At 61.4% G+C, this 24008-nt stretch carries 24 protein-coding genes and 2 pseudogenes; 10 read left to right on the top strand and 16 right to left on the bottom strand.

Annotation, left to right across the window (positions count from 1 at the left end):
* Positions 1-116: 116 nt before the first annotated feature.
* From AC1IN8_RS19815 to glyQ, 5 genes and pseudogenes are all read right to left on the bottom strand, one after another.
* Positions 117-1067 (bottom strand): transposase, encoded by a 951-nt coding sequence (locus AC1IN8_RS19815; RefSeq protein WP_479760293.1) that lies wholly within the window; start codon positions 1065-1067, stop codon positions 117-119.
* A 97-nt stretch (positions 1068-1164) separates the two neighbouring features.
* Positions 1165-1287: pseudogene (locus tag AC1IN8_RS19810) on the bottom strand (alpha-amylase family glycosyl hydrolase); the annotation flags it as partial.
* Positions 1288-1561: 274 nt separating this feature from the next.
* Positions 1562-2059: a hypothetical protein gene (locus tag AC1IN8_RS19805; protein ID WP_479760291.1), complete on the bottom strand. Its 498-nt coding sequence runs from the start codon at positions 2057-2059 to the stop codon at positions 1562-1564.
* 129 nt (positions 2060-2188) lie between these two features.
* Positions 2189-4258, bottom strand: coding sequence for a glycine--tRNA ligase subunit beta (gene glyS / locus AC1IN8_RS19800; protein WP_479760289.1), 2070 nt, complete (start codon positions 4256-4258; stop codon positions 2189-2191).
* A 9-nt stretch (positions 4259-4267) separates the two neighbouring features.
* Positions 4268-5191 carry a glycine--tRNA ligase subunit alpha gene (glyQ, locus tag AC1IN8_RS19795; RefSeq protein WP_005339464.1) on the bottom strand — a complete coding sequence of 308 codons (924 nt, stop codon included), beginning with the start codon at positions 5189-5191 and terminating at the stop codon, positions 4268-4270.
* A 188-nt stretch (positions 5192-5379) separates the two neighbouring features.
* Here glyQ and AC1IN8_RS19790 point away from each other — a divergent pair, with 188 nt between their 5' ends.
* A complete protein-coding gene (locus tag AC1IN8_RS19790; protein ID WP_479760288.1) occupies positions 5380-5952 on the top strand; it encodes a DNA-3-methyladenine glycosylase I in 573 nt (190 codons plus the stop codon).
* A gap of 62 nt (positions 5953-6014) precedes the next feature.
* On the opposite strand, the gene AC1IN8_RS19785 is transcribed toward AC1IN8_RS19790, so the two are convergent.
* The gene (locus tag AC1IN8_RS19785; RefSeq protein ID WP_479760286.1) at positions 6015-6575 is read right to left on the bottom strand and encodes a cysteine hydrolase family protein; all 561 of its coding nucleotides are present in this window, start codon (positions 6573-6575) and stop codon (positions 6015-6017) included.
* A 261-nt stretch (positions 6576-6836) separates the two neighbouring features.
* Between AC1IN8_RS19785 and AC1IN8_RS19780 the strand changes: the two genes are divergently transcribed.
* The 4 genes from AC1IN8_RS19780 to AC1IN8_RS19765 all read left to right on the top strand — a co-directional run bounded on the left by AC1IN8_RS19780 (position 6837) and on the right by AC1IN8_RS19765 (position 8665).
* Positions 6837-7091 carry a hypothetical protein gene (locus AC1IN8_RS19780; protein ID WP_139438627.1) on the top strand — a complete coding sequence of 85 codons (255 nt, stop codon included), beginning with the start codon at positions 6837-6839 and terminating at the stop codon, positions 7089-7091.
* Between the two features lie 167 nt (positions 7092-7258).
* Positions 7259-7501: a hypothetical protein gene (locus AC1IN8_RS19775; RefSeq protein ID WP_106885433.1), complete on the top strand. Its 243-nt coding sequence runs from the start codon at positions 7259-7261 to the stop codon at positions 7499-7501.
* A 104-nt stretch (positions 7502-7605) separates the two neighbouring features.
* Entirely contained in the window at positions 7606-7848 is a 243-nt protein-coding gene (locus tag AC1IN8_RS19770; RefSeq protein WP_005323913.1) for a hypothetical protein, read from the top strand.
* Between the two features lie 160 nt (positions 7849-8008).
* Positions 8009-8665 carry an OmpA family lipoprotein gene (locus AC1IN8_RS19765; RefSeq protein WP_247627755.1) on the top strand — a complete coding sequence of 219 codons (657 nt, stop codon included), beginning with the start codon at positions 8009-8011 and terminating at the stop codon, positions 8663-8665.
* Positions 8666-8808: 143 nt separating this feature from the next.
* On the opposite strand, the pseudogene AC1IN8_RS19760 reads toward AC1IN8_RS19765, so the two are convergent.
* The 4 genes and pseudogenes from AC1IN8_RS19760 to tusA all read right to left on the bottom strand — a co-directional run.
* Positions 8809-8898 (bottom strand): annotated as a pseudogene (locus AC1IN8_RS19760) (endoribonuclease L-PSP); the annotation flags it as partial.
* 28 nt (positions 8899-8926) lie between these two features.
* Complete coding sequence (locus AC1IN8_RS19755; RefSeq protein WP_010672406.1) at positions 8927-9034, bottom strand: RidA family protein; 108 nt, start codon at positions 9032-9034, stop codon at positions 8927-8929.
* 10 nt (positions 9035-9044) lie between these two features.
* Positions 9045-9389, bottom strand: coding sequence for a RidA family protein (locus AC1IN8_RS19750; RefSeq protein WP_106885435.1), 345 nt, complete (start codon positions 9387-9389; stop codon positions 9045-9047).
* 21 nt (positions 9390-9410) lie between these two features.
* Positions 9411-9656, bottom strand: coding sequence for a sulfurtransferase TusA (gene tusA, locus AC1IN8_RS19745; protein WP_043128975.1), 246 nt, complete (start codon positions 9654-9656; stop codon positions 9411-9413).
* A gap of 281 nt (positions 9657-9937) precedes the next feature.
* Between tusA and AC1IN8_RS19740 the strand changes: the two genes are divergently transcribed.
* Positions 9938-10129, top strand: a complete 192-nt coding sequence (locus AC1IN8_RS19740) for a hypothetical protein (protein ID WP_025328793.1) — start codon at positions 9938-9940, stop codon at positions 10127-10129.
* 45 nt (positions 10130-10174) lie between these two features.
* On the opposite strand, the gene AC1IN8_RS19735 is transcribed toward AC1IN8_RS19740, so the two are convergent.
* The 6 genes from AC1IN8_RS19735 to AC1IN8_RS19710 all read right to left on the bottom strand — a co-directional run bounded on the left by AC1IN8_RS19735 (position 10175) and on the right by AC1IN8_RS19710 (position 19564).
* Entirely contained in the window at positions 10175-11431 is a 1257-nt protein-coding gene (locus tag AC1IN8_RS19735; RefSeq protein WP_479760283.1) for an ABC transporter substrate-binding protein, read from the bottom strand.
* A 136-nt stretch (positions 11432-11567) separates the two neighbouring features.
* On the bottom strand, positions 11568-13013 hold the full coding sequence (locus tag AC1IN8_RS19730) for an ATP-binding protein (RefSeq protein WP_247627758.1): 1446 nt from the start codon (positions 13011-13013) through the stop codon (positions 11568-11570).
* 69 nt (positions 13014-13082) lie between these two features.
* Positions 13083-13805: a response regulator gene (locus AC1IN8_RS19725; RefSeq protein WP_162519278.1), complete on the bottom strand. Its 723-nt coding sequence runs from the start codon at positions 13803-13805 to the stop codon at positions 13083-13085.
* Between the two features lie 284 nt (positions 13806-14089).
* A complete protein-coding gene (fadA, locus tag AC1IN8_RS19720; protein ID WP_277395096.1) occupies positions 14090-15253 on the bottom strand; it encodes an acetyl-CoA C-acyltransferase FadA in 1164 nt (387 codons plus the stop codon).
* Positions 15254-15274: 21 nt separating this feature from the next.
* The gene (fadB, locus tag AC1IN8_RS19715; protein WP_479760280.1) at positions 15275-17422 is read right to left on the bottom strand and encodes a fatty acid oxidation complex subunit alpha FadB; all 2148 of its coding nucleotides are present in this window, start codon (positions 17420-17422) and stop codon (positions 15275-15277) included.
* Positions 17423-17626: 204 nt separating this feature from the next.
* Positions 17627-19564, bottom strand: coding sequence for an acetoacetate--CoA ligase (locus AC1IN8_RS19710; RefSeq protein WP_479760278.1), 1938 nt, complete (start codon positions 19562-19564; stop codon positions 17627-17629).
* A gap of 196 nt (positions 19565-19760) precedes the next feature.
* Here AC1IN8_RS19710 and pepQ point away from each other — a divergent pair, with 196 nt between their 5' ends.
* Genes pepQ through hemG form a run of 4 tightly spaced genes read left to right on the top strand, consistent with a single transcriptional unit; the run spans position 19761 to position 23726 of the window.
* A complete protein-coding gene (gene pepQ / locus AC1IN8_RS19705; protein WP_479760277.1) occupies positions 19761-21083 on the top strand; it encodes a Xaa-Pro dipeptidase in 1323 nt (440 codons plus the stop codon).
* Positions 21083-21700, top strand: coding sequence for a YigZ family protein (locus tag AC1IN8_RS19700; protein WP_479760275.1), 618 nt, complete (start codon positions 21083-21085; stop codon positions 21698-21700). The genes pepQ and AC1IN8_RS19700 overlap by 1 nt, the downstream gene beginning before the upstream one ends.
* A gap of 36 nt (positions 21701-21736) precedes the next feature.
* Complete coding sequence (locus tag AC1IN8_RS19695) at positions 21737-23194, top strand: TrkH family potassium uptake protein (protein ID WP_139438646.1); 1458 nt, start codon at positions 21737-21739, stop codon at positions 23192-23194.
* 7 nt (positions 23195-23201) lie between these two features.
* A complete protein-coding gene (hemG, locus tag AC1IN8_RS19690; RefSeq protein ID WP_161507752.1) occupies positions 23202-23726 on the top strand; it encodes a menaquinone-dependent protoporphyrinogen IX dehydrogenase in 525 nt (174 codons plus the stop codon).
* Positions 23727-24008 lie beyond the last annotated feature (282 nt).

Below are 24008 nucleotides of genomic sequence, written 5' to 3'. Positions count from 1 at the left end.
AGCTGTGAGCTTGAACGAGCGTCAGTGGCTGCCAGTGGGCAATCAGTGCCCGTGCAACGCCTATGAGGGCCGCTGTCATCGATGGATTGGTAGTGAAGTCGCGAGTTTTTAAGATATCAAGGGCTGGGTTGATAACATCGCGTCTGGCCACAATGGACCGCATAGCGCTGGCAGCAAAGCTTGTCACCAATTGCCCGGATACCGTGACGCCGAAACAGGGTGACTTGCCCCAACCATTGCCCCTCTTCTATGCCCAGGCGCTGGAGTACAGGTGCGAGATGATGCGGGATATGGCCATGCTTATCGAGGCGAATGGCTCGTCCTGTCCAATCCACCAGCGCCAGATAATCGGCAAAATAGCAGGGGAGTGCCTCTGGCTGACCTTCTCTTGCAAAGGGCAGCAGCAAGGGGAGCTTTGTGGCTAGATCAGCGGTGTGCTCGATACGTTGCTGGACGCTGGTGAAGTCGCTCTCCTCCGGAGTGGTTGCGATGCCAGCTCGAATGGGATTGAGGTCGACATAGGTCATGCAGGCCAGCAGTGCCGACTCGGTGAGCAGGGCCTGGCTTTTGAAGCGCCCCTCCCAGAAGTGGCCCTTGCAGCCATCTTCCTGATTGGCCTGGCGGGCCAGCGACTCGTTCAGCAAACGCACCAGCCAGCTGATGGAATGGAGACGCTCCCGCCACTGGGCGATCAGCTGGTGCACGACGTTCAGCTCGGGTGCTATCAGTTCCTCCCCCTGATACCAGCGTCGCACCAGCAAGGGCCACTGAAACAGGCGTGACCAGCGTTCAGCCACCTCATGTTCACTCCATTCATGGGCCATGTTGGCCTGCACCTTGAGTACCAGGTGATAGTGATTGCTCATCACGGCATAGGCGCAGATGCCTATGGCAAAGACCTGCGACAGCTGGCCCAGTTTGTCGGCAACCCATTGGCGTCTGTGCTCGTAGCTTTGGCCGGAGTGATCATCCTGGCCACAGAGAAAGGCCCGCCGGACACAGCGGCTCACCACGTGGTAGTAGGGCGTATCGGCGAGGCTGATCTGGCGTGAACGGGCGATGGTCATGGCGGCTCTCTCCTCGGGTCTCTCGGTTTAAGGAAAGTGGAGGGAGAGTGAGGTGTCAAAGCAGAGATTAGGTGGGTGTCCCAGCTTTTCCGTCTTTCTCGTAGCTTTGGCCTGAGTGATCATCCTGGCCGCAGAGAAAGGCACGCCGGACACAGCGGCTCACCACGTGGTAGTAGGGCGTATCGGCGAGGCTGATCTGGCGTGAACGGGCGATGGTCATGGAAACCTCCTCGGCTCTCTCGGTTTAAGGAAAGTGGAGGGAGAGTGAGTTGTCAAAGCTGGGATTGGGTGGGTGCCCCAACTTTTTCTTGGTGTCCCAGTGTTTCGCGATAGGGCGTATCGGCGAGGCTGATCTGGCGTGAACGGGCGATGGTCATGGCGGCTTTCTCCTCGGGTCTTTCGGTTTAAGGAAAGTGGAGGGAGAGTTAGTTGTCAAAGCAGGGGTTAGATGGGTGTCCCAGTTTTTCTATCTGTATAAAAACTAATTTTAATATTTACTGTGGAATAAACTTATTGTTTTGCTCATCAAATTTAAACTTATATGTAACTTTTTCTCGTGGATGGTGTTGGGTATCATTATCACCATAAGCAAGACCGGAAATGGTTACCATGCCTTGGTCATTTTTCATTTCTGTTACCTGCACGAGATTGATATCAGGTAATTTATAACTAGTGTCAACAACAGGTGTGTTCCTAAAGCCATTAATTGCAACCACGGTTAGTTGTGGTAGCCGAGTTCCATTCCCACCATTACATCCTATATCACCAGCCCAATAAACTAACCATTTCGAGCCTACATCATCTTCTACAGAGTAACCTTCTGATAATCTTACCGCACTATATTGTTTTAACTCACCAAGCTCCCCTTCGCCATCTACTTGGCAAGCGACAGTCTCACTGTAGTCTCTTACTAAACGAGGTATTGTGGCGTCATCAGCTGCAAATGAAGAGTTGATTAAAAATAAAGTGGTGGTAATTAATATTTTATTCATAGTGTTCCATCCATGGGGTGATTAACCTAGTTTTTCAAAAAACGCTTATATCGTAATATGTTTTTGTATCTTGCCATATAAAAACGGCGCCTTACGACGCCGTTTTTTGATCTGGTTAGCAAACTCTAATCACTGCAGCAGGGAGATATCCGCGACTTGCAGGAACAGGTTGCGCAAGTTGTTCAGCAGTGCCAGACGGTTGGCCTTGAGGGCCTCGTCGTCGGCCATCACCATCACTTCGTTGAAGAAGGTATCGACCGGCTCGCGCAGGGCGGCCAGACGGGTGAGGGCAGCCTGATAGTCACCGGCGGCGAACAGCGGGGCCAGTTCGGCTTGCAGTTGGGCAACCTGGGTGGCCAGCGCCTTCTCGGCGGCATCGACCAGCAGTTCCGGTTTGACGGCAGTCGGCAACTCGCCTTCGACCTTGGCCAGGATGTTGCTCACGCGCTTGTTGGCGGCAGCCAGTGCCAGTGCGGCATCCAGGCTGCGGAAGTGGCTGACGGCCTTGACGCGACGATCGAAGTCGAGCGGACGGGTCGGGCGGCGGGCCAGTACGGCCAGCACCACATCGGCACCGATACCTTCGTCCTGATAGGCGGCGCGGAAGCGGCCCAGCATGAAGTCGACCACGTCGGTGACGACGGTGTTGTTGGTCAGCTTGTCGCCGTAGACGCGTACCGCTTCTTCAACCAGTTCAACCAGATCCAGATCCAGCTGCTTCTCGGTCATGATGCGCAGGGCACCGATGGCGGCGCGACGCAGGGCGAACGGGTCTTTGTCGCCCTTCGGCAGCATGCCGATGCCGAAGATACCGGCCAGGGTGTCGAACTTGTCGGCCAGCGCCACGGCGCAGGCAACCAGACCGGACGGCAGGGCATCACCGGCAAAGCGCGGCATGTACTGCTCGTTGAGGGCCACGGCGACCGCTTCGTCTTCGCCATCGTGACGGGCGTAGTGCATCCCCATGACACCCTGGGTGTCGGTGAACTCGCCGACCATGTTGGTCATCAGATCACACTTGGAGAGCAGACCGGCACGCTTGGCCTGAGCCACGTCGGCGCCGATACGCTCGGCGATGAAGCCGGCGACGCTCTCGATGCGCTCGACCTTGGCCTTGACGGTGCCCAGCTGTTGTTGGAACAGCACGGTTTCAAGGCGTGGCAGGCGGGAGGCCAGAGTTTGCTTGAGGTCGGTCTTGAAGAAGAACTCGGCGTCTGAGAGACGGGGGCGAACCACCTTCTCGTTGCCGCTGATGATCTGGCTCGGGTCTTTGGACTCGATGTTGGTGACGAAGATGAACTTCGGCAGCAGCTTGCCGTTCTTGTCGTAGACCGGGAAGTACTTCTGGTCACCCTTCATGGTGTGAACCAGCGCTTCAGCTGGAACGGCCAGGAACTTCTCTTCGAAGTTGGCGGTCAGCACCACAGGCCACTCGACCAGTGCAGTGACCTCTTCCAGCAGGGCGTCGTCCAGATCGGCAACGCCACCGAAGGCGGCAGCGGCCGCTTCGGCGTCAGCCTTGATCTTGGCCTTGCGCGCCATAAAGTCGGCAATCACCATGCCGCGCTCCTGCAGGATCTGCGGGTACTGGCTGGCGTTGTCGATGGTGAACTCGCTCTCGCCCATAAAGCGGTGGCCGCGCAGGGTGCGGGCAGAGTCGATACCCAGAATGTGAGCGGGAACCAGATCGCCATCCAGCAGCAGGGTCACGGTGAAGACCGGACGCACGAACTGGATGGTCTTGTCGCCCCAGCGCATCATTTTCGGGATCGGCAGCTTGGCCAGCGCCTGGCTAACCAGCTCGCCCAGCAGATCTTTGGCCGGACGGCCTTCGACCTTGGCGGTGTGAACCAGCCACTCGCCCTTATCGGTGACCAGACGCTCGGCCTGTTCAACGGTGATGCCGTTGCCACGGGCCCAGCCTTCGGCAGCCTTGGTCGGCTTGCCGTCCGCATCGAACGCCTGAGATACGGCCGGGCCGCGCTTCTCTACGCTCTTGCTCGGCTGTTCGCCAGCTAGCTCGCTCACTTTCAGCGCCAGACGGCGCGGTGAGGCAAACCACTCGACGTCGCCGAAGGCCAGATCGGCCTTGGTCAGTTCGGCTTTGAAGTTGTCGGCAAAGGCTTCGGCCAGGGAGCGCAGGGCTTTGGGCGGCAGCTCAGCAGTACCGATCTCTACCAGAAATGTATGTTGTGCCATGTTCGTTCCTTAACCTTGCTTGTTCTCACTGCGCTGACACATAGGGAAGCCCAGCGCTTCGCGGGAGGCGTAGTATGCCTCTGCCACGGCCTTGGTCAGGGTGCGAATGCGCAGGATGTAGCGCTGACGCTCGGTGACCGAGATGGCCTTGCGGGCATCCAGCAGGTTGAAGGAGTGAGCGGCTTTGAGGATGCGCTCGTAGGCAGGCAGCGGCAGCGGTTTTTCCAGTGCCAGCAGATTCTGGGCTTCCTTCTCGTACTGCTCGAAGCAGTGGAACAGGAACTCCACATCGGCGTGTTCGAAGTTGTAGGTGGATTGCTCCACTTCGTTCTGGTGGAAGACGTCGCCGTAGGTGGTCTTGCCCAGGGGGCCGTCAGACCAGACCAGATCGTAGACGCTGTCCACGCCCTGGATGTACATGGCCAGACGCTCGAGACCGTAGGTGATCTCGCCGGTGACCGGCTTGCACTCGAGGCCGCCAACCTGCTGGAAGTAGGTGAACTGGGTCACTTCCATGCCGTTCAGCCACACTTCCCAACCCAGACCCCAGGCACCCAGCGTCGGGTTTTCCCAGTTGTCTTCCACGAAGCGGATGTCGTGGATCTCGGGATCCATGCCCAGCTCTTTCAGGGAGCCCAGATAGAGTTCCTGAATGTTGTCGGGGGAAGGCTTGATGATGACCTGGAACTGGTAGTAGTGCTGCAGGCGGTTCGGGTTCTCGCCGTAGCGGCCGTCGGTGGGACGGCGGGACGGTTGTACGTAGGCGCAGGCGATGGGCTCCGGGCCCAGGGCGCGCAGGCAGGTCATGGGGTGGGAGGTACCGGCACCCACTTCCATATCCAGCGGCTGAATGATGGTACAGCCCTGGCGGGACCAATAGTCCTGCAACTGCAGGATCAGGCCCTGAAAGGTTTTGACATCGAATTTTTGCATAGTGTTTTTCGCGCGAAATGAAATCAGAGCAAGATTTGCTGAATGTGAACCGAGGGAGTATACCGTCTGGCATGGTCGGATAATAGGCGAAATTACAGGGGATTAGTGGGGATATGCTGCCGCTTGCCCTATGATGTCGCCGACGGAAGCGGCCTGTTGATGGCCGATGAAATGACAAGGGAGAGGAAATGGAACTGCGCTGCGCCTGGGTGACCAGGGACCCGGAATACATCGAATACCATGACAAGCAGTGGGGCAGGCCGGTCCGTGACCCGCAGGAGCTGTTTGCCAAGCTCTGCCTCGATGGTCAGCAGGCGGGGCTGTCGTGGATCACCATCCTCAAGCGCACCGAGAGCTACCATCGCGCCTATGCCGACTTCGATCCGCTACGCATAGTGCAGTTCGACGAGCAGGATGTGGAGAGATTGATGCAAGACAGCGGCATCATCCGCAACCGGCTCAAGGTGCAGTCGATCATCAAAAACGCCCACGCCTATCTGGCGCTGGAGGCGGAAGGCATCGACTTCGTGGAGTATCTGTGGGGCTTCGTGGGCGGTGCCCCCATCGTCAACCAGCGCCAGGGCAACGGCGACATTCCGGCGACATCAAAGGAGTCGGATGCCATGTCCAAGGCCCTCAAGAAACGCGGCTTCACCTTCGTCGGCAGCACCATCTGCTACGCCTTCATGCAGGCGGTGGGCATGGTGAACGATCATCTGGTGACCTGCCCCTGCCACGCCGAGTGCCAGCAGCAGGGGTAGATCGGGCGCACGTCAAAAGAGAAGGGAGGCTCAGGCCTCCCTTCTTCGTTGTGGGGCCGCCATCAACCGGGTTCTAGGGCGTGGCTCAGCGCCTCGCACAGCTCGTCGCTGCTCATCAGCCGCACGAAGGGGCCGGCCAGGGTGGCGTTGTGGTGGGCGATGATCTGGGTTGCGGCCAGCTGTGGCGTATCCATGCAGGTGTGGGCATCGCTCACCAGCACCACGGCGTAGCCGAGATCCGCTGCGGCCCGGCAGGTGCTGTCTATGCAGTACTGGGTCTTCATGCCGGTGACGATCAGGGTTTGCACCCCGCCCTCCTTCAGCCAGTCGTCGAGGCCGGTGCCATGAAAGGCGCTGGGACGCTGCTTGTCGAACACCCGGTCGGCGTCGCCGATAACCAGCTCAGGGGCAAGCTGCCAGAACGGGCTGCCGGCGGCGATGGGGCTGCCGGCCGGGCCCGTGTGGCGCACCGCCAGCACGGGGAGACCGGCACTGCGGGCCGCCTGGCTCAGGCGATTGATGTTGGCCAGGGTCTCGGCACCGGCATGGGGTGCCTCCGGGCCGTGAAGGAGGCCCACCTGGATGTCGATGATGAGCAGAGCGGGGCGGGAGAGGGACGACATGGGCATGGCTCCGTGAGAAAGGTCACCCACTCTGGGGTCATGGGCTCTTGTGAGACAACCCCGCATCTGGGGGGAGGCAAGCGCTGTCCCATCTTGCCCGCCCTACCCTTGTGCTGGCCCAGGCGTGATGAAGGAGCACCTCGTCGGCCGCCGCTGCCAGGCCAGGCGCCAACGGGGCAGGGGCCCGTTTTCTCCTTTCGGTACAGCTGGCATACAGTCACTCCTGCTCAAAATTGGCCCATCAACTTTGAGGGTTAATCCATGTCACTGAATTCATCTCGCATTCGCACGGCCGGCAGTTTGCTTCTGGCGGCTTGTTCCCTGCTGGCAACGCTGCCCGCCCAGGCGACTGATCGCCAGGATTCCCGCGACGTGCGTCAGGAGGTGCGTCCCGAGATCCGCGATGCCAAGCAGGACTGCCGTGAAGCCGATCAGAAGGACAACTACGAGTGCCGTCAGGACAAGCGTGAAGTCAAACAGGACGTCAGAGAGAAAGCCAACGACGTCAAACGCTGATGAGCGCACCCGATTAGCCGGCAAGCGGCATATCGGGCCCTCAGCCGAGCAGGCTAGCCGCCCCCAAGGGCCTGCTGGCGGGTAACTCGCCAGACACCACCACCCGTGAATTCATATAAATCAGTTGCCGGATGCCCCGCCATCTCGTCGACCCCGTGGAGTTAATCATGAAGAAATGTGCCTTTATCTTGCTGGCTGCCAGCGCCCTGCTCTCCTCGTTGCCGGCGCAGGCAACCGAACAGGCCGCAGAGCGCCGTGATGCCCGTGACGTGCGTCAGGACACCCGGGATGAATCCCGCGATGCCAAGCAGGAGTGCCGTGAAGGCGTGGTCGGCAATGCCGATTGCCGTCAGGATCATCGCGACAGCAAGCAGGAGGGCCGAGACGAGGCCCGCGACGTCAAATACTGATCCCGCCGGGTCGCCCTGCTGGCGCCCGTCCGGCGGTTATCTTGACCCCAATGTATAATTTAGACATCCCAAGCCGGTGTATTTCGTTTAGCCAAGGAGCCACCATGAAGAAGACCGTATTCGCGCTGCTTGCAGCCACCGCCTTGTTGGCTGCCCTGCCTGCACAGGCAACCAAACAGGCCCAGGAGCGTCGCGAAGCGCGCGATGTGCGTCAGGATACCCGTCAGGAATCCCGCGACGCCAAGCAGGAGTGCCGCGAAGGCCTGGTGGGCAATGCCGATTGCCGTCAGGAGCATCGCGACAACAAGCAGGAAGGGCGTGACGAGGCGCGCGACATCAAATATTGATGTCCGGCCTGCCCGGGCAGGCAGCTGCCGTTCACGGCATGACACAGGGGGGCTTTGGCCCCCTTGTTCATATCCGCAATGCGCGCGTCACACTCTGGCGCCTCTCTGGGGTAGAATGCGCGGCCATCGGCTAGAGTCGTTCTTTTTCAGAGGTTTTTTCATGCATTTCAAGAAACTGGTTCCTGCGCTTGCCCTGACCATCGCCATGACAGGCTGCACCACCAATCCCTATACCGGTGAATCCCAGACCTCCAAGGGTGCCTGGGGCGCACTGGCCGGTGCGGCGACCGGCGCTGCCGTGGGTGCGCTCTCCTCCAGCAAGGGGGATCGCAAGAAGGGGATCCTGACCGGCGTGGCCGCCGGCGCCGCCCTGGGTGGTGGTATCGGTTACTACATGGATGTGCAGGAAGCCAAGCTGCGCGAGAAGCTGCAGGGGACCGGCGTCAGCGTGACCCGCAATGGTGATCAGCTGATCCTCAACATGCCGAACAACGTCACCTTCGACAGCTCCAGCGCCCAGCTCAAAGCCGCCGGTGCCAACACCCTGTCCGGCGTGGCCATGGTGGTGGCCGAGTTCGACAAGACTCGCCTGAACGTGGTCGGTCACACCGACAGCACCGGCTCCCGCGAGCTGAACATGAAGCTCTCCGCCCAGCGTGCTGACGCCGTCGCCGCCCAGCTGATCGGTCAGGGCGTGACCGGCAGCCGCATTTCCACCAGTGGCGTGGGCCCGGATCAGCCGGTTGCCACCAACAGCACTGCCGCCGGCAAGGCCCAGAACCGTCGGGTGACCATCACCCTGACCCCGACTGCCTGAGTCGCCCGGTTACCGGTAACGAAAAGGCCCCGCCATTACTGGCGGGGCCTTTTGCTATGGGTGCCGTGGCCCGATTGTATCGGCGCTCTTTGCTCCCTTCTCCCCATCGGGAGAAGGGCCGGGGATGAGGGGCGAACCGTGTCTCAGACAGCAGCGGTCAGCTGCACTTCCACCTTGTAGCCTTCGTGGGCCAGGCGGGCCTGCACGCAGGCGCGAACGGGGGCTGTGTCGGCATCAGGGGAGCCAGGCATCCTGCTTTGTTTAGACGGCGGCAGTCAGCTGCACTTCTACCTTGTAGCCTTCGTGGGCCAGGCGGGCCTGCACGCAGGCGCGAACGGGGGCTGTGTCGGCATCAGGGGAGCCAGGCATTCTGCTTTGTTTAGACGGCGGCAGTCAGCTGCACTTCCACCTTGTAGCCTTCGTGGGCCAGACGGGCCTGTACGCAGGCTCTCACCGGTGCGGTGCCAGCCGGGATCCAGGCATCCCACTGGGCGTTGAAGGCGGCGATGTCGCCAATGTCCTTGAGATAGATGTTGGCCATCAGGATCTTGTCGACCCCGGAACCGTTGGCCTCCAGCAGGCGTTGCAGGCTGGTCAGCACTTCGCGGGTCTGCTGGTGAATGTCGGCCTCGTCGGTGGCGGGGACTTCCACCACATAGAGGGTGCCGTTGTGGATGACAACATCAGACCAGCGGGCCGTGGTGCCGATTCGGGTAATCGTCATGGATTGCTCCGGTACTGGGGCTCATTGACCCTTGCGGATCAGATAGCGATAGGGGGCCTGCTCTGTCTCGCTGGCGATCAGGGTGTGATCCATGAAGCGGCAGAAACTCGGGATGTCGCGGGTGGTGGAAGGATCGTCGGCACTGACCAGCAGGGTCTCGCCTTCGGCCATCAGCCGCACTTTCTTGCGAACCATCATCACGGGTTCAGGGCAACGAAGCCCGATTGCGTCCAACTCATGAGTTGCATCGCAGAATAAAGTACTCATCAATAATCAACCTTCAGCCGCACCTTCTTGCGCGCTATCGTCACTGGCTCGGGGCAACGAAGCCCGATTGCGTCCAACTCATGAGTCGCATCGCAGAATAAAGCACTCATCAATAATCAACCTTCAACCAATTCAGCTGCCAATGATACTCAAGGCGAAAAAATAATCAAACATCAGGGTCTTCAGACAGCATATGTAACCAAAGTGTGATCCGGCTCTATCCAGACCTTGCCCGATGAGTAATATAAAAATTGAACCATATTCAACAAGGAGGTGTGAATATGCAGGTCTCCTACGGCAGATTGCAAGCCTACGCAGGTATGGGGTTCCTGTCGTTCGCCATGATAGTGCTGGGCAGCCCGATCGGAAACACCGGCACCTGGTTCGGGTCCATGGTGATGATAGGGCTGGGGCTCTGGATCGAGCTCAGCGACTACTACGACGAGGATGAGGACGAGAACGATCAATCCTGAATCGGATGACGATTCACCCACAAAGGCGGACGATGTCCGCCTTTGTCATTTCTGCTCCGCGCCCGAGCGGGTCGAGCGCATGGCGCGCTCCAGCTGCTGCGCTGTCTGTGCCGGGTTGGCGTTGGGGTCGTTGAAGAAGCTGCTCAGCACATCCATGATCCCCTGGCGCATATTGGTCGGAACCGCCATCCCCTCCGCCATGCTGGGCAGCAGGTTGTCCTGCTGCTCGGCGTGGAGGAAGTCCTGATAGGAGCGGATGGCGCAGCGATCGAACTTGCTCATGTCCGGTTTGGTGAGCGCCGGGATGGAGCCCTTCACCCGGTTGAACTCCTCCTGGAAGCGCGGTGTCATCAGCAGGCGGGCCAGCTCGCCCTGGGCCTGCAGCTGGGCCGGATCCCGCTGCTTGAACATGGCGATGGAGTCCAGGTTGTAGCTGAAGAGGCCCTGGCTCCCCGGGCTTGGCAGGCAGTCGATGTCCTCCCCGGGTCTGTAGTTGCCGGCGCTCAGCTCCCCCTTCACCCAGTCTCCCATGATCTGCATGGCGGCGCCGCCGCTCTCCAGCAGGTTGGTGGCCTGGTGCCACTTCAGGCCGGCGTATTTTTCCGGTACATAGGCGCGCAGCTGCTGGAATCGGGTCAGCACCCGCACCATGTCGGGGCCGGTCAGGGTGGCGCTGTCCTGCTCCAGAAAGGCCTTGCGATAGAAGGCCTTGCCCCCTTCACCTAGCGCCACCGTCTCGAACAGCACAGCCAGCTGCCAGGGTTCGTTGCCGATGGCCAGCGGGGTGACGCCCTGCGCCTTGAGCTTGTCCGCCACCACCACGAACTGGACCCAGTCGGTGGGGGGTGTCAGCCCCAGCCGCTCGAACAGCTTGCGGTTGAGCCACAGCCAGTTGACTCTGTGGATGCCGGTGGGCACCGCCATCAGGGCGCCGTTCTGGCTGAGGGTGTCACGGACCATGGGGGAGAGTTGCGGGTACCAGCCGAGGTGCTCGGCCATGGGGCTGAGGTCGCGCAGGAAGCCCAGGCTGGCCCACTCGTGCAGCTCATATCCCTTGAGGTGTGCCGCCTCCGGCGGGTTGGCCGCCAGCGCCCGGCTTTTCAGCACCGTCATGGCGCTCTTGCCGCCGCCGCCCTGTACCGCGAAGTCGTTCCACTGGTTGCCCTGCTCGGCCCATTCCGACTTGAGTACCTCTACCGCCTTGGCCTCGCCGCCGGAGGTCCACCAGTGCAACACCTCCACCTGGGAGGCACCGACGGGCAGGGAGAGCAGGGCGACAATGGCAAACGGGAACAGCTTCATACTGTGACTGCCTTGATGGAAGGAGAGTGGTCGGTGCCTACCACACGCCACCCGTGCAGCACCCCGACGCGCTGGGAGGCGCCGACGGGCAGGGACAACAGGGCGATGACAGAAAACGACAACCACTTCATAAGCTTTACTGCCTTGGTAGGGAGAGGGTGGCCTGCAGGCCGCCCTGGGGGCGATTTTCCAGCACCAGATCGCCGCCGTGGGCGTGGGCTATGTTGCGGGCTATGCCAAGACCCAGCCCGGTTCCGGCAGAATCCGTGCTGAGGCGGTAGTAGGGCTCGAAGATGCGCTCGAACTGATCCTCCGGCAGACCGGGGCCCTCGTCCATGATGAAGAGGATCAGCATCTCCTCGTCATCCATCAGGATGACGCGCACCCTATGGCCGTACTTGATGCCGTTGTCCACCAGGTTGCCGATGCAGCGCTTGAGGGCCAGCAGCTTGCCGCGATAGGGCCACTTGCAGTGCCCCTCTATGGTGAGCAGATCCTCGTGCAGGTTCATGGCCTCCGCCATCTGCTCCAGCAGGGCATTGATGTCGATGAGCTCGAGGTTCTCGTGGATGTCGGTCTCCTTCACCGTCTGCAGCGCCCCCTTCACCATCAGCTCCAGCTCGTCCAAATCCTTGTTGAACTTGGCTATCTGGGCCTCGTCGTCGAGCAGCTCGACCCGCAGTCGCAGCCGGGTGATGGGGGTCTTGAGATCGTGAGAGATGGAGCTGAACAGGCGTTCCCTGTCGTCTATGAAGCGGCGGATGCGCTGCTGCATGATGTTGAAGGCACGGGTCGCCGCCACGATTTCGGAGGCGCCCTCCTCCTTGAGAGAGGGCTGGTCGATGTCCTTGCCGAGGTTGACCGCCGCCTTGGCCAGCCGGCGCAGGGGCCGGGTCTGCCAGCGCACCAGCATGAAGGTGAAGAAGCAGAGGAAGACGGTCATCAGGGCGATGAAGCGCACCTGGTTGCTCGGCATGACGGTGTCATCCAGCGTCATGTAGGGGGCGGGCAGCAGGGCCGCCAGATAGAGCCACTCCCCCGGTTCTATCTCGATCTGGGTCACCAGCACCGGCGGGTTGATGGGCTCCAGCGACAGGGTGTAGCGGGCCCAGGAGGAGGGCAGATCCGCCAGCAAAGTGTCGTTGTTGAAGACGTGCAGCTCCTCGGGCCGCGAGAAATCCACCTTGATGGCCATGGCGTCGGAGAGCTTGCGGGTCAGCACCTCCTCCACCTCCTTCAGCACCAGCGTCTTGCGCTCGCTGTCCGGGATGGCGCTGATGTGGATCTCTTCCTCGTTCAGGGAGACGAAGAAGCGGCTGCCCCCCATGTTGCGCAGCTGGTCCAGGGCGATGTGGCGGTACTGCAGCGGCAGTGACTTGAAGAAGTTGACTGTGGAGGCGGCGGAGAGCGCCAGGTTGCGGGTGGTGCTGAGCATGCCCTCCAGCTCCCGCTTCTGGATCTGCTGCATCCAGATGCCGGTGAGTATGGTCTGGGAGAGCAGGATGGCGAGCAGCAACAACAGCAGCATCCGTGACAGCAGGGAGCGGGGGATCAGTGCCTGCCAGAATCGCCGACTTCTCATGGGATTGCGTGCCTCTTGTCAGTCAGCATCTGGCCCTGCCTCTGAGCCGTGCCGCTTGCCTCTCCCCTTTCACGGGATCTCGTGTACTTCCGCGATCAGCATGTAGCCGCTGCCGCGTATGGTCTTGATGATGCGCGGGCTCTTGCCGTTGTCACCCAGCTTCTGGCGCAGACGGCTGATCTGCACGTCGATGCCGCGCTCCATGGGCAGGCTCTCGCGGCCCCGGGTGGCATCGGAGATGGTGTCCCTGTCCAGCACCACGCCGGGCTGTTGCAGGAACATGCCGAGCAGCAGGGCGTCGCTGCCGGAGAGATCCAGCAGGCTGCCGTCGTCGTGGGTCAGCTGGTGGCTCAGGGTGTCCAGTGTCCAGTCGGCGAAGCGCAGGCGGCGGCTCGGCTCCTTCTCTTTCTCCGGCTGGCGGAATTCGGCACGGCGCAGCAGCGCCTTGATGCGGGCCTGCAGCTCACGCGGGCTGAACGGCTTGGCGATGTAGTCGTCGGCGCCGAGTTCGAGGCCGATCACCCGATCCGCCTCATCGGAGGCAGCGGTCAGCATGATGATGGGGACCTGGGAGTCGCGACGGATCTGCTGGCAGAGGGTAAAGCCGTCGTCGCCGGGCATCATGATGTCCAGAATGATGAGGTCCGGGCTGTGCTGGGCGAGTTGCTGGCGCATCTCGTCGCCTCCTGCCGCCGTCAATACCTGGAAACCCGCCCGGGTCAGGTATTCGTTGAGCAGCTCGCGGATCTCCTGATCGTCGTCGACGATAAGCAGTTGTTTGCTCGTTGACATATGTATGTGCATCCACCCATTTTTTTGTGCAGATTGAACCTGTCGGGGGAGCAAAAAGCAAGCAAGGCCCCCCTCTAATGTGAAGTTATGGGCAATATAGCCCCCGAATTGGCCCTGATCGGGATAACGGAATAAAAAAGGCCGACCCAAACGGGCCGGCCAACACGCAGATTCCGACGGCAGGAGCGCACCCCGTGTGGCGCGCTCCACAGACTCGACAACGGGCCGGACGGGCCGACCCCAACAAGACAATGGCGGCTCACGCCTGGCGTGAGCCGCCTAGATCACACCCGCTCGAACACTGTGGCGATACCCTGACCCAGGCCGATGCACATGGTGGCGACCCCCAGAGTGGCATCCTTCTCCTCCATCAGGTTGATCAGGGTGGTGGAGATGCGCGCGCCGGAGCAGCCCAGCGGGTGGCCCAGCGCAATGGCGCCGCCGTTCAGGTTCACCTTCTCGTCCACCAGATCCTGCAGACCGAGATCCTTGACGCAGGGCAGGGACTGGGCGGCGAACGCCTCGTTCAGCTCGAACAGGTCGATGTCGCCGACGGTCAGACCGGCACGCTTGAGCGCCTTCTGGGTGGCCGGCACAGGGCCGTAACCCATGATGGCGGCGTCACAGCCGGCGATGGCCATGGCGCGCACCCTGGCGCGGGGGGTGAGTCCCAGCGCCTTGGCGCGGTCAGCGCTCATCACCAGCATGGCGGCGGCACCGTCTGACAGGGCCGAGGAGGTGCCGGCGGTGACGGTGCCGTTGACCGGGTCAAACACCGGGCGCAGCTGGCTCAGGGTGTCGACCGTGGTCTCCGGGCGGATCACCTCGTCGTAGTCGTAGAAGAAGCGGGCGCCGCTGGCGTCGTGCCCTTCCAGCCCGACGATCTCCCTGGCGAAGCGTCCTTCCACGGTGGCAGCATGGGCGCGGCGATGGGAGCGGGCGGCAAACTCGTCCTGCTGCGCTCGGCTGATGCCGTGCAGCTTGCCGAGCATCTCGGCGGTCAGCCCCATCATGCCGGAGGCCTTGGCCACCGATTTGGCCATGCCGGGGTGGAAGTCGACCCCGTGGCTCATGGGCACGTGGCCCATGTGCTCGACGCCGCCGATGATGAAGATGTCCCCATCACCCACCTGAATGGCGCGAGAGGCGTCATGCAGCGCCTGCATGCTGGATCCGCACAGGCGGTTGACGGTGACCGCCCCCACCTGTTTCGGGATGCCGGCCAGCAAGGCGGCGTTGCGGGCGATGTTGAAGCCCTGCTCCAGGGTCTGCTGCACGCAGCCCCAGTAGATATCCTCGATCTCGTTCGGGTCGAGGTTGGGGTTGCGCAGCAGGATGGAGCTCATCAGGTGCGCGGACAGATCTTCTGCACGCACGTTGCGGAAGGCGCCGCCCTTGGACCGGCCCATGGGGGTCCGGATACAGTCGACAATGACTACGTCTTTCATGAATGGATCTCCTTTCCGCAATCAGTAGAAGGTTTTGCCCTGGGCGGCCATCTCACGCAGCTTGTCGCTGACGCGGTAGAGCGGGCCCAGATCGGCATACTGGTCGGCCATGGCCACGTAGCGATCCAGACCAATGGTGTCCAGATAGCGGAACACGCCACCGCGGAAGGGAGGGAAGCCCAGACCGTAGACCAGCGCGATGTCGGCTTCGGCTGGCGTGGCAACTATGCCCTCTTCCAGACAGAGCACCACCTCGTTGATCATGGGGATCATCATGCGGGCTATGATGGCGTCCTTGTCGAACTCCTGCTTCGCCTTGGCGATGGGGGCCAGCAGCTCGTAGGCAGCGGCATCGGCCACCTTCTTCGGCTTGCCTTTCTTGTCCTGCTCGTAGGCGTAGAAACCCTTGCCATTCTTCTGACCGAAACGGCTCACCTCATACATCACGTCGATGGCGGTGCGCCCTTCCTTGCTCATGCGAGTCGGGAAGCCCTGGGCCATGACGTCACCGGCATGGTGGCCGGTGTCGATGCCGACCACGTCCAGCAGGTAGGCGGGGCCCATGGGCCAGCCGAACTCCTTCTCCATCACCTTGTCGACGGCGGCGAAGTCGGCGCCATCAGCAACCAGCTTGTTGAAACCGAAGAAGTAGGGGAAGAGCACGCGGTTGACGAAGAAGCCCGGGCAGTCGTTGACCACCACTGGGGACTTGCCCATGGCGGCGGCGTAGGCCACCACGCGGTTGATGGTGTCGTCCGACGTCTGCTCGCCGCGGATGATCTCCACCAGGGGCATGCGGTGCACCGGGTTGAAGAAGTGCATGCCGCAGAAGTTCTCGGGGCGCTTCAGCCCCTTGGCCAGCAGGGAGATGGGGATGGTGGAGGTGTTGCTGGCGAGCACGGCGTCGTCACCGATAATGCCTTCCACTTCGCCCAGTACGGCGGCCTTCACTTTCGGGTTTTCAACCACGGCTTCGACCACCACGTCCACATGCTTGACGTTGTCATAGCTGAGGGTCGGGGTGATGGCGGAGAGCACCTGGCCCATCTTGATGCCGTCGATGCGACCGCGCTCGAGCTGTCCGTTGAGCAGCTTGGTGGCCTCGCCCATGCCAAGCGCCAGCGCCTTCTCGTTGATGTCCTTCATCACGGCCGGGATGCCCTTGCTGGCGGACTGGTAGGCGATACCGCCCCCCATGATGCCGGCACCCAGCACTGCGGCGTGGCCGGTGGCCTTGTTCGCCTGCTTGGCGGCTTTCTTGGCCAGCGCCTTGATGTGCTGATCGTTCAGGAAGATGCCGACCAGCGCCTTGGCCACGTCGGTCTTGGCCAGCTTGATGAAACCTTGCGCCTCGACGTTGAGCGCCTCGTCGCGGCTCATGCCGGCGGCGGCCTCGACGGTTTTCACCGCGGTCATGGGCGCCGGATAGTGTTTTCCGGCCACGGCGGCAACCATGCCGGCGGCGGTGGTGAAGCTCATCATGGCTTCCAGCTTGGAGAGGCGCAGCGGCGCCTTCTTGGCGGCGCGACGGCTCTGCCAGTCCAGCTTGCCCGCGATGGCGTCTCTCATCATCTGCACGGCGGCGCTCTGCAGCGCTGCGGGGGCGACCACGGCGTCGATGGCACCCACCTTGAGGGCGTCATCGGCACGATAATCCTTGCCTGTGGTGATCCACTCCAGGGCGTTGTCGGCGCCGATGAGGCGCGGCAGACGGACTGTGCCGCCAAAGCCCGGCATGATGCCGAGCTTGGTCTCGGGCAGGCCGATCTTGGCGGTGGTGTCAGCCAGACGGAAATCGGTGGAGAGTATGGTCTCGCAGCCGCCGCCCAGGGCGTGGCCCTTGATGGCGGACAGGGTCGGCACCGGCAGATCTTCGATGGCGCTGAAGATGTCGTTGGCCTTTTTCAGCCAGCCGAGCAGATCTTCTTGCGGCAGGCTGAACAGTTCCAGGAATTCGGTGATGTCGGCGCCGACGATAAAGGCGTCTTTGCCGGAGGTGAGGATCAGACCCTTCAAATCGGCTTGTTGCTTTAATGCGGGGATCGCTTCGCTCAGCGAGAGCAGGGTAGCGCGATCCAGCTTGTTGACTGAACCCGGGGCATCAAACCTCAGCTCGGCAATGCCGTCTTCGAGGTAGCTGACCGACAGGGTTTCGCCTTGGTAGATCATGAGAGTGTCTCCTTGTTCCCACGCGGTGGGGGGCTTTGCTCCTTTCTCCCCAGCAGGGGGCGAGGCTCACTATTGATCCAAAAGGAGACATTTTCAACACCTATTTAAAACATTTGTTTAACAGATCTCGAGTAAAAGCTCCTCATCACAAAACGGGCAAAAGAGAGGCGCCCTGCGGCGCCTGCTCTGGGTATGAGTCGTTTATCAACTGGCCAGCTCCGGCCTGTCGCGATACTGGTTCAGCACCTCGGGGTCGGCGAGGGCATGGGTGTTGTTGACGGGCCTGTTGTGCACCACCTCCCGCACTGCCAGCTCGACTATCTTGCCGGACTTGGTGCGAGGAATGGCATCCACCTGCAGTATGCGGGCGGGTACGTGGCGGGCGGTGCAGTGCCGTTTGATCTGCTGGCGGATCCGCTCGCGCAGCGGCTCGTCCAGCTTGCAGCCTGCCTTGAGCTTGACGAACAGCACTACCCGCTCGTCCTGCTGCCACTGCTGGCCGATGACGATGCTCTCCTCTACCTCGTCGAGCTGCTCCACGTAGCGGTAGATCTCGCTGGTGCCGATGCGCACCCCCCCCGGGTTGAGGGTGGCGTCGGAGCGGCCGTAGAAGAGGATGCCGCCGGTCGGGGTCAGCTCGATCCAGTCGCCGTGGCACCAGATGTTGTCAAAGCGCTCGAAGTAGGCGGCGTGGTACTTGTCGCCGTTCTCGTCGCCCCAGAAGTAGATGGGCTGGGCCGGGAAGGGCTTGGTGCAGACCAGCTCGCCCTTCTCCCCCTGTACCGACTGGCCGGCCTCGTTGAACACCTGCACCGCGAGGCCAAGGCCGCGCCCCTGACTCTCGCCGCGATAGACGGGGCTGAGCGGGTTGCCGATGACGAAGCAGGAGCAGATGTCGGTGCCACCGGAGATGGAGCTGAGTTGCACATCCCGCTTGATCTGCTGGTAGACGTAGTCGAATCCCTCCGGCGACAGCACGGAGCCGGTGCTGCAGATCAGCCGCAACTGCGGCAGCGGGTGGGTCTTGATCGGGGCATAGTCCTGCTTGTGCAGCGCATCCAGGTATTTGGCCGAGGTGCCGAACAGGGCGACCTCTTCGTCGCGGGCGAGATCCCACAACACGTTGCCGTCCGGGTAGAAGGGGGATCCGTCGTAGAGCACCAGAGTCGCGCCGGAGGCGAGCGCGCTCACCAGCCAGTTCCACATCATCCAGCCGCAGGTGGTGAAGTAGAAGACCCGCTCCCCCGGCTTGATGTCGCAGTGCAGCTGGTGCTCTTTCAGGTGCTGCAGCAGGGTGCCGCCTATGCCGTGGACTATGCACTTGGGTTTGCCGGTGGTGCCGGACGAATAGAGGATGTAGAGCGGGTCGTTGAAGGCCATGGGCTCGAAGGCGAGCTGGGCCCCGGGCTGACTGGCCAGCACCTGATGCCAGTCGTGACCGAGTTGCAGCGGGTTGCCCAGCAGGGGGATCACCACAGTCTGCTCTATGCTGTCTAACTGGCTCACCACGCTGGCGACCTTGGCCTGAATGTCGATGGCCTTGCCGCCATAGCGATAGCCGTCCACCGCAAACAGCACCCTGGGCCGGGTCTGGCCGAAGCGCTCCACCACGCTGGCCTCGCCGAAGTCGGGGCTGGTGGAGGTCCAGATAGCACCCAGGCTGGTGGTAGCCAGCATGGCAACGACGGTTTCCGGAATATTGGGCAGATAGGCCGCCACCACGTCGCCACGGCCTATGCCCTGGCTGCGCAGCCACTGAGCCAGCCGGGCTACCTGATCTGCCAGCTCGCGCCAGCTCAAGGTCTGGCTTGGGCTACCCTCGATGCGGGAGATGATGGCTGGGCTCTCGTCCTGGCGGCGCAGCAGGTTCTCGGCGAAGTTGAGCCGGCTGTCGGGGAACCAGCGGGCGCGCTGCATATCCTGGCGGTTCTCCGCCACTATGTCGCCCAGCTCTCCCTTGACGCCGCAGTGCTGCCACACCAGTGGCCAGAAACGGGTGGTCTTCTCCACCGACCATTGATAGAGGTCGGCGTAGCTGCGCAGTTGCAGGCCGTGGAAGTGGTTGACCTCGGCCATGAACTGGTGGAGGTTGGAGTGCTGCATCCTGTCCTGATCCGGTTTCCACAGACAAAGGTTTTGCATGAATCGTTCCTGACTGCTGATATCTACTGTCTATCGGCAGTGTATTGAATTGTTCTTTATTTGTTAATCGCAGGTTTTCGTTTCATAACAAAAACCCCCTGACTCATGCGTTACCTCACGAAGCGGCAGCCTGACGGCTCGAGCCCTGATTCGCTTGATGTTATGCTGAAGTCACATTTGCCCGGAGCAGGACGCCATGAGCAGTTACAGTCAACTTTTTGCCCAGCATCTCGACACCCTGCAGCAGCGCACCCGCGACATACTGCAACAGCAGGGGCTCAGCGGACTGGCCATTCATTCAGGCCAGACTCACCGCATCTTCCTCGACGACCAGGATTACCCCTTCAAGGTCAATCCTCACTTCAAGGCCTGGTTGCCGGTACTGGACAATCCCCACTGCTGGTTGCTGGTGGACGGGGTGAGCAAGCCGGTGCTGCTGTTCTACCGGCCGGTGGACTTCTGGCACAAGGTGGCGGACTTGCCCAATGCCTTCTGGGTCGATTTCTTCGACATCCGCTTGCTGACCAGGCCGGAACAGGTGGCGAATCACTTGCCAGCCGACAAGCAGGAGTGGGCCTATCTGGGTGGTCATCTCGAGGTGGCCCAGCTGGTGGGACTGGGGCAGCCCAATCCGGAGGCTGTGCTCAACTACCTGCACTACCACCGTGCCTACAAGACGCCCTATGAGCTGGAGTGTCTGCGGGCGGCGAATCGACTCGGGGTGCGTGGCCACATCGCGGCCAAGGACTCCTTCATGGCGGGGGCGAGCGAGTTCGAGATCAACCTGGCCTACATGAAGGCGGTCGGGCAGGGGGCCAATGAGGCGCCTTACGGCAACATAGTCGCCATCAACCGCAACGCGGCCATCCTTCATTACACCCATCTGTCGACCCAGCGGGTGCCGGATGCGGAGCGCCACTCCTTCCTGATCGATGCCGGGGCGGATTATCACGGCTATGCCTCCGACATCACCCGGACCTGGGCCTGGCGCCGGGGCGAGTTTGCCGATCTCATCGCGGCGCTGGATGCCCAGCAGCAGGAGATCATCGCGGAGATCAAACCCGGTCGCCGTTACAGCGAGCTGCACCTGCAGATGCACCACAGACTGGCGCGCTTGCTGCAGGCCACCGAGCTGGTGGACATGTCGGTGGACGAGATGATCCACACCGGGGTGACCAATGTGTTCTTCCCCCATGGGCTCGGCCACTTCCTCGGCCTGCAGGTGCACGATGCCGGTGGCTTCATGCAGGACGAGCGGGGTACCCATCTGGCGGCGCCCGAGCAGTTCCCCTACCTGCGCTGTACCCGGGTGATGGAGGTGGGTCAGGTGTTCACCATAGAACCCGGTTTCTACTTCATCGACAGCCTGCTGGAGCCGCTACGCCGCGGCGAGCAGGGCAAACGGGTCAACTGGAACAAGGTCGAGGCGCTGCGCCCCTTCGGTGGCATCCGGATCGAGGACAACGTGGTTCTGCATGGGGACGGGGTGGAGAACCTCACCAGGCAAGCAGGGCTCTGATGGCCGTAGACTATGCCATACCGGCTGCGCCGCTGGAGTTTTGCGAGGAGATCAAGAAGAGTCGCTTCATCACCCTGATTGCCCACGCGCCGACGGTCGAGGCCGCCAAGGCCTGGATCGCCGAGGTGAAGCGGCAGCACCCGACGGCCCGGCACCATTGCTGGGCCTTCGTCGCCGGGGCGCCGCAAGACAGCCAGGTCTATGGCTTCAGCGATGACGGCGAACCCTCGGGCACAGCCGGCAAGCCCATGCTGGCCCAGCTGATGGGAGCCGGTATCGGCGAGGTCGCGGCCGTGGTGGTGCGCTACTACGGTGGCGTCCTGCTCGGGACCGGCGGCCTGGTCAAGGCCTATGGCGGCGGGGTGGGGGCGGCGCTCAAGCGGCTCGAGACCCGCATCAAGCGCCAGCAAACTCCTTCCCTTATCTGCTGCGACTATGGCGACATGGGGGTGGTGGAAGCCCTGATCTCGACCCATCAGGGCCAGTTGCTGGCCGCCGATTATGGCCAGCAGGTTCGTCTGCAGGTGGCCTGGAATGCGGCCATCTGGAGTCAGGTGGATCAGGAAATGACAGACCGAACCCATGGCCGGGTATCTCTTCGCTCCTTAGATGGCTAGAATCCATCGCTCTTTTAGCCTGAAGGGGGAGCCGGAATGCAGATTCTGAGCATCATTCGTATCGTCGGTCTCTTGGTCGCGCTGTTCAGCTCGACCATGCTGCTGCCAGCGATGGTTGCTTTTGGGTATCGCGATGGGGGCGGTGCCGAGTTTGTGAACTCCTTCTTCATCGCCCTCCTGCTCGGCACCCTGCTCTGGTTCCCCAATCGCCATCATAAGAAAGACCTCAGATCCAAGGAGGGTTTCCTCATCGTTGTGCTGTTCTGGGTGGTGCTGGGCAGCGTGGGGGCCGTCCCCTTCATCATCAGCGACGTGCCGAACATGTCGGTCTCCGAGGCCTTCTTCGAATCATTCTCCGGCCTGACGACCACGGGGGCGACAGTGCTGACCGGGCTGGACAGCCTGCCCAAGGCCTTTTTGTTCTACCGCCAGCTGCTGCAATGGTTGGGGGGCATGGGGATCATAGTGCTGGCCGTGGCCGTGCTGCCCTTGCTCGGCATCGGGGGCATGCAGCTCTATCGCGCCGAGATCCCGGGGCCGGTCAAGGATAACAAGGTGACCCCGCGCATCGCCGAGACGGCCAAGGCGCTCTGGTTCATCTACCTGTTGCTGACTACCCTCTGTGCCCTGGCCTACTGGATGGCGGGAATGACACTGTTCGATGCCATCTGCCACTCCTTCTCCACCTTGTCGGTGGGCGGCTTCTCGACTCACGATGCCAGCATAGGTTTCTTCAACAGCCCGGCCATCAACCTGATCACCGTGCTGTTCCTGCTGCTGGCCAGCGTCAACTTCGCCCTGCACTTCATGGTGTTCGCCCACAAGCCAGTGCGGTTGAGCAGCTATCTGCGGGACTCCGAATTGAAGGTGTTCCTGGGGATCCAGGGCGTGCTGGTGCTGATCTGTTTCGTCTCCCTGCTGTTCCACGGTCACTACGCCACCTGGCAGGAGGCGCTCAACCACGGCCTGTTCCAGGCGGTCTCCCTTGGCACGACCACGGGCTACAGCACGACCAGCTACGCCGACTGGCCCTCCTTCCTGCCCATGTTGCTGATGTTCTCGGCCTTTATCGGCTGCTGTGCCGGCAGCACCGGGGGTGGCATCAAGGTGATGCGCTTCATGATCCTCTTCCTGCAGGGGATGCGCGAGCTCAAGCGGCTGGTGCACCCACGGGCCATCTATACCCTGAAGCTGGGGCGGCGCGCGGTGCCGGAGCGGATCGTCGAGGCGGTGTGGGGCTATTTCGCCACCTACATCATCCTGTTCTTCATCTTCATGCTGCTGTTGCTGATGACAGGGTTGAACGAGGTGACCGCGTTCACGGCTGTGGCGGCCGCCTTCACCAACGTGGGGCCCGGGTTGGGTGAGGTCTCCAGCAACTTTGGCAATATCTCGGCGACGGCACAGTGGATCCTGGTGGTCGCCATGCTGTTTGGCCGATTGGAAATCTTCACACTTCTGGTACTGTTTACTCCTGCATTCTGGCGTAGTTGAGGTTGGTATGGACAAGATTTTGGTGCTTTATTCTTCCCGGGACGGGCAAACGCGGAAAATTGTGGATGTCATGCTGGAGGAGATATCAGGATGCGAAGTGGTGATGCAGGATCTGCACACCCTGCCGATGTGCAACCTTAGCAAATATGCCAAGGTATTGATCGGTGCCTCCATCCGCTATGGCAACTTCCACCCCAGTCTGCTCAGCTTTATTCATGCTCACCATGAACAGCTGGAAGTGGCCAACGCCGCCTTCTTCTGTGTCAACCTGACGGCGCGCAAGCCCGAGAAGCAGACACCACAGACCAATGCCTATATGAAGAAGTTTCTGCGTCTCTCGCCGTGGAAGCCAAAGACCCTGGGGGTGTTTGCCGGTGCGCTGCGATACTCCCGCTACAACTGGTGGCAGACCCGCATCATCCAGCTGATCATGACGATCACTGGTGGCAGTACGGATACCAGCCAGGACATCGAATTCACCGACTGGGAAAAGGTACGCGCCTTTGCCCGGGAGTTCTGGTCAAAAAGGTAGCAAATCCGCACTCTTGCTCGTTGACGCCCCGCTTATGCGGGGCGTTTTGTTTGATAAATAGGCGTTTGAACCACCAAGCTGCAAAAAGTGCCATTTTTTGCAGTTTTACCCTTGCCATCCCGGCGCGGCTCCCTATAATGCGCCCCTACCAGCACGGCGGAACACGCCAACCTGATGAGCCAGCTTCCTAGCGAAGTGGGCGCCGAAAGAAAAGCGAAAACAACCGCTTGACTTTCGAAGTGAGGAGCGTAAGATGCGCCTCCTCAACGCGATAAGCGTGAC

The organism is Aeromonas sp. 130281, from assembly GCF_056642115.1.
This window is presented reverse-complemented; position numbering and strand designations above follow the sequence as displayed.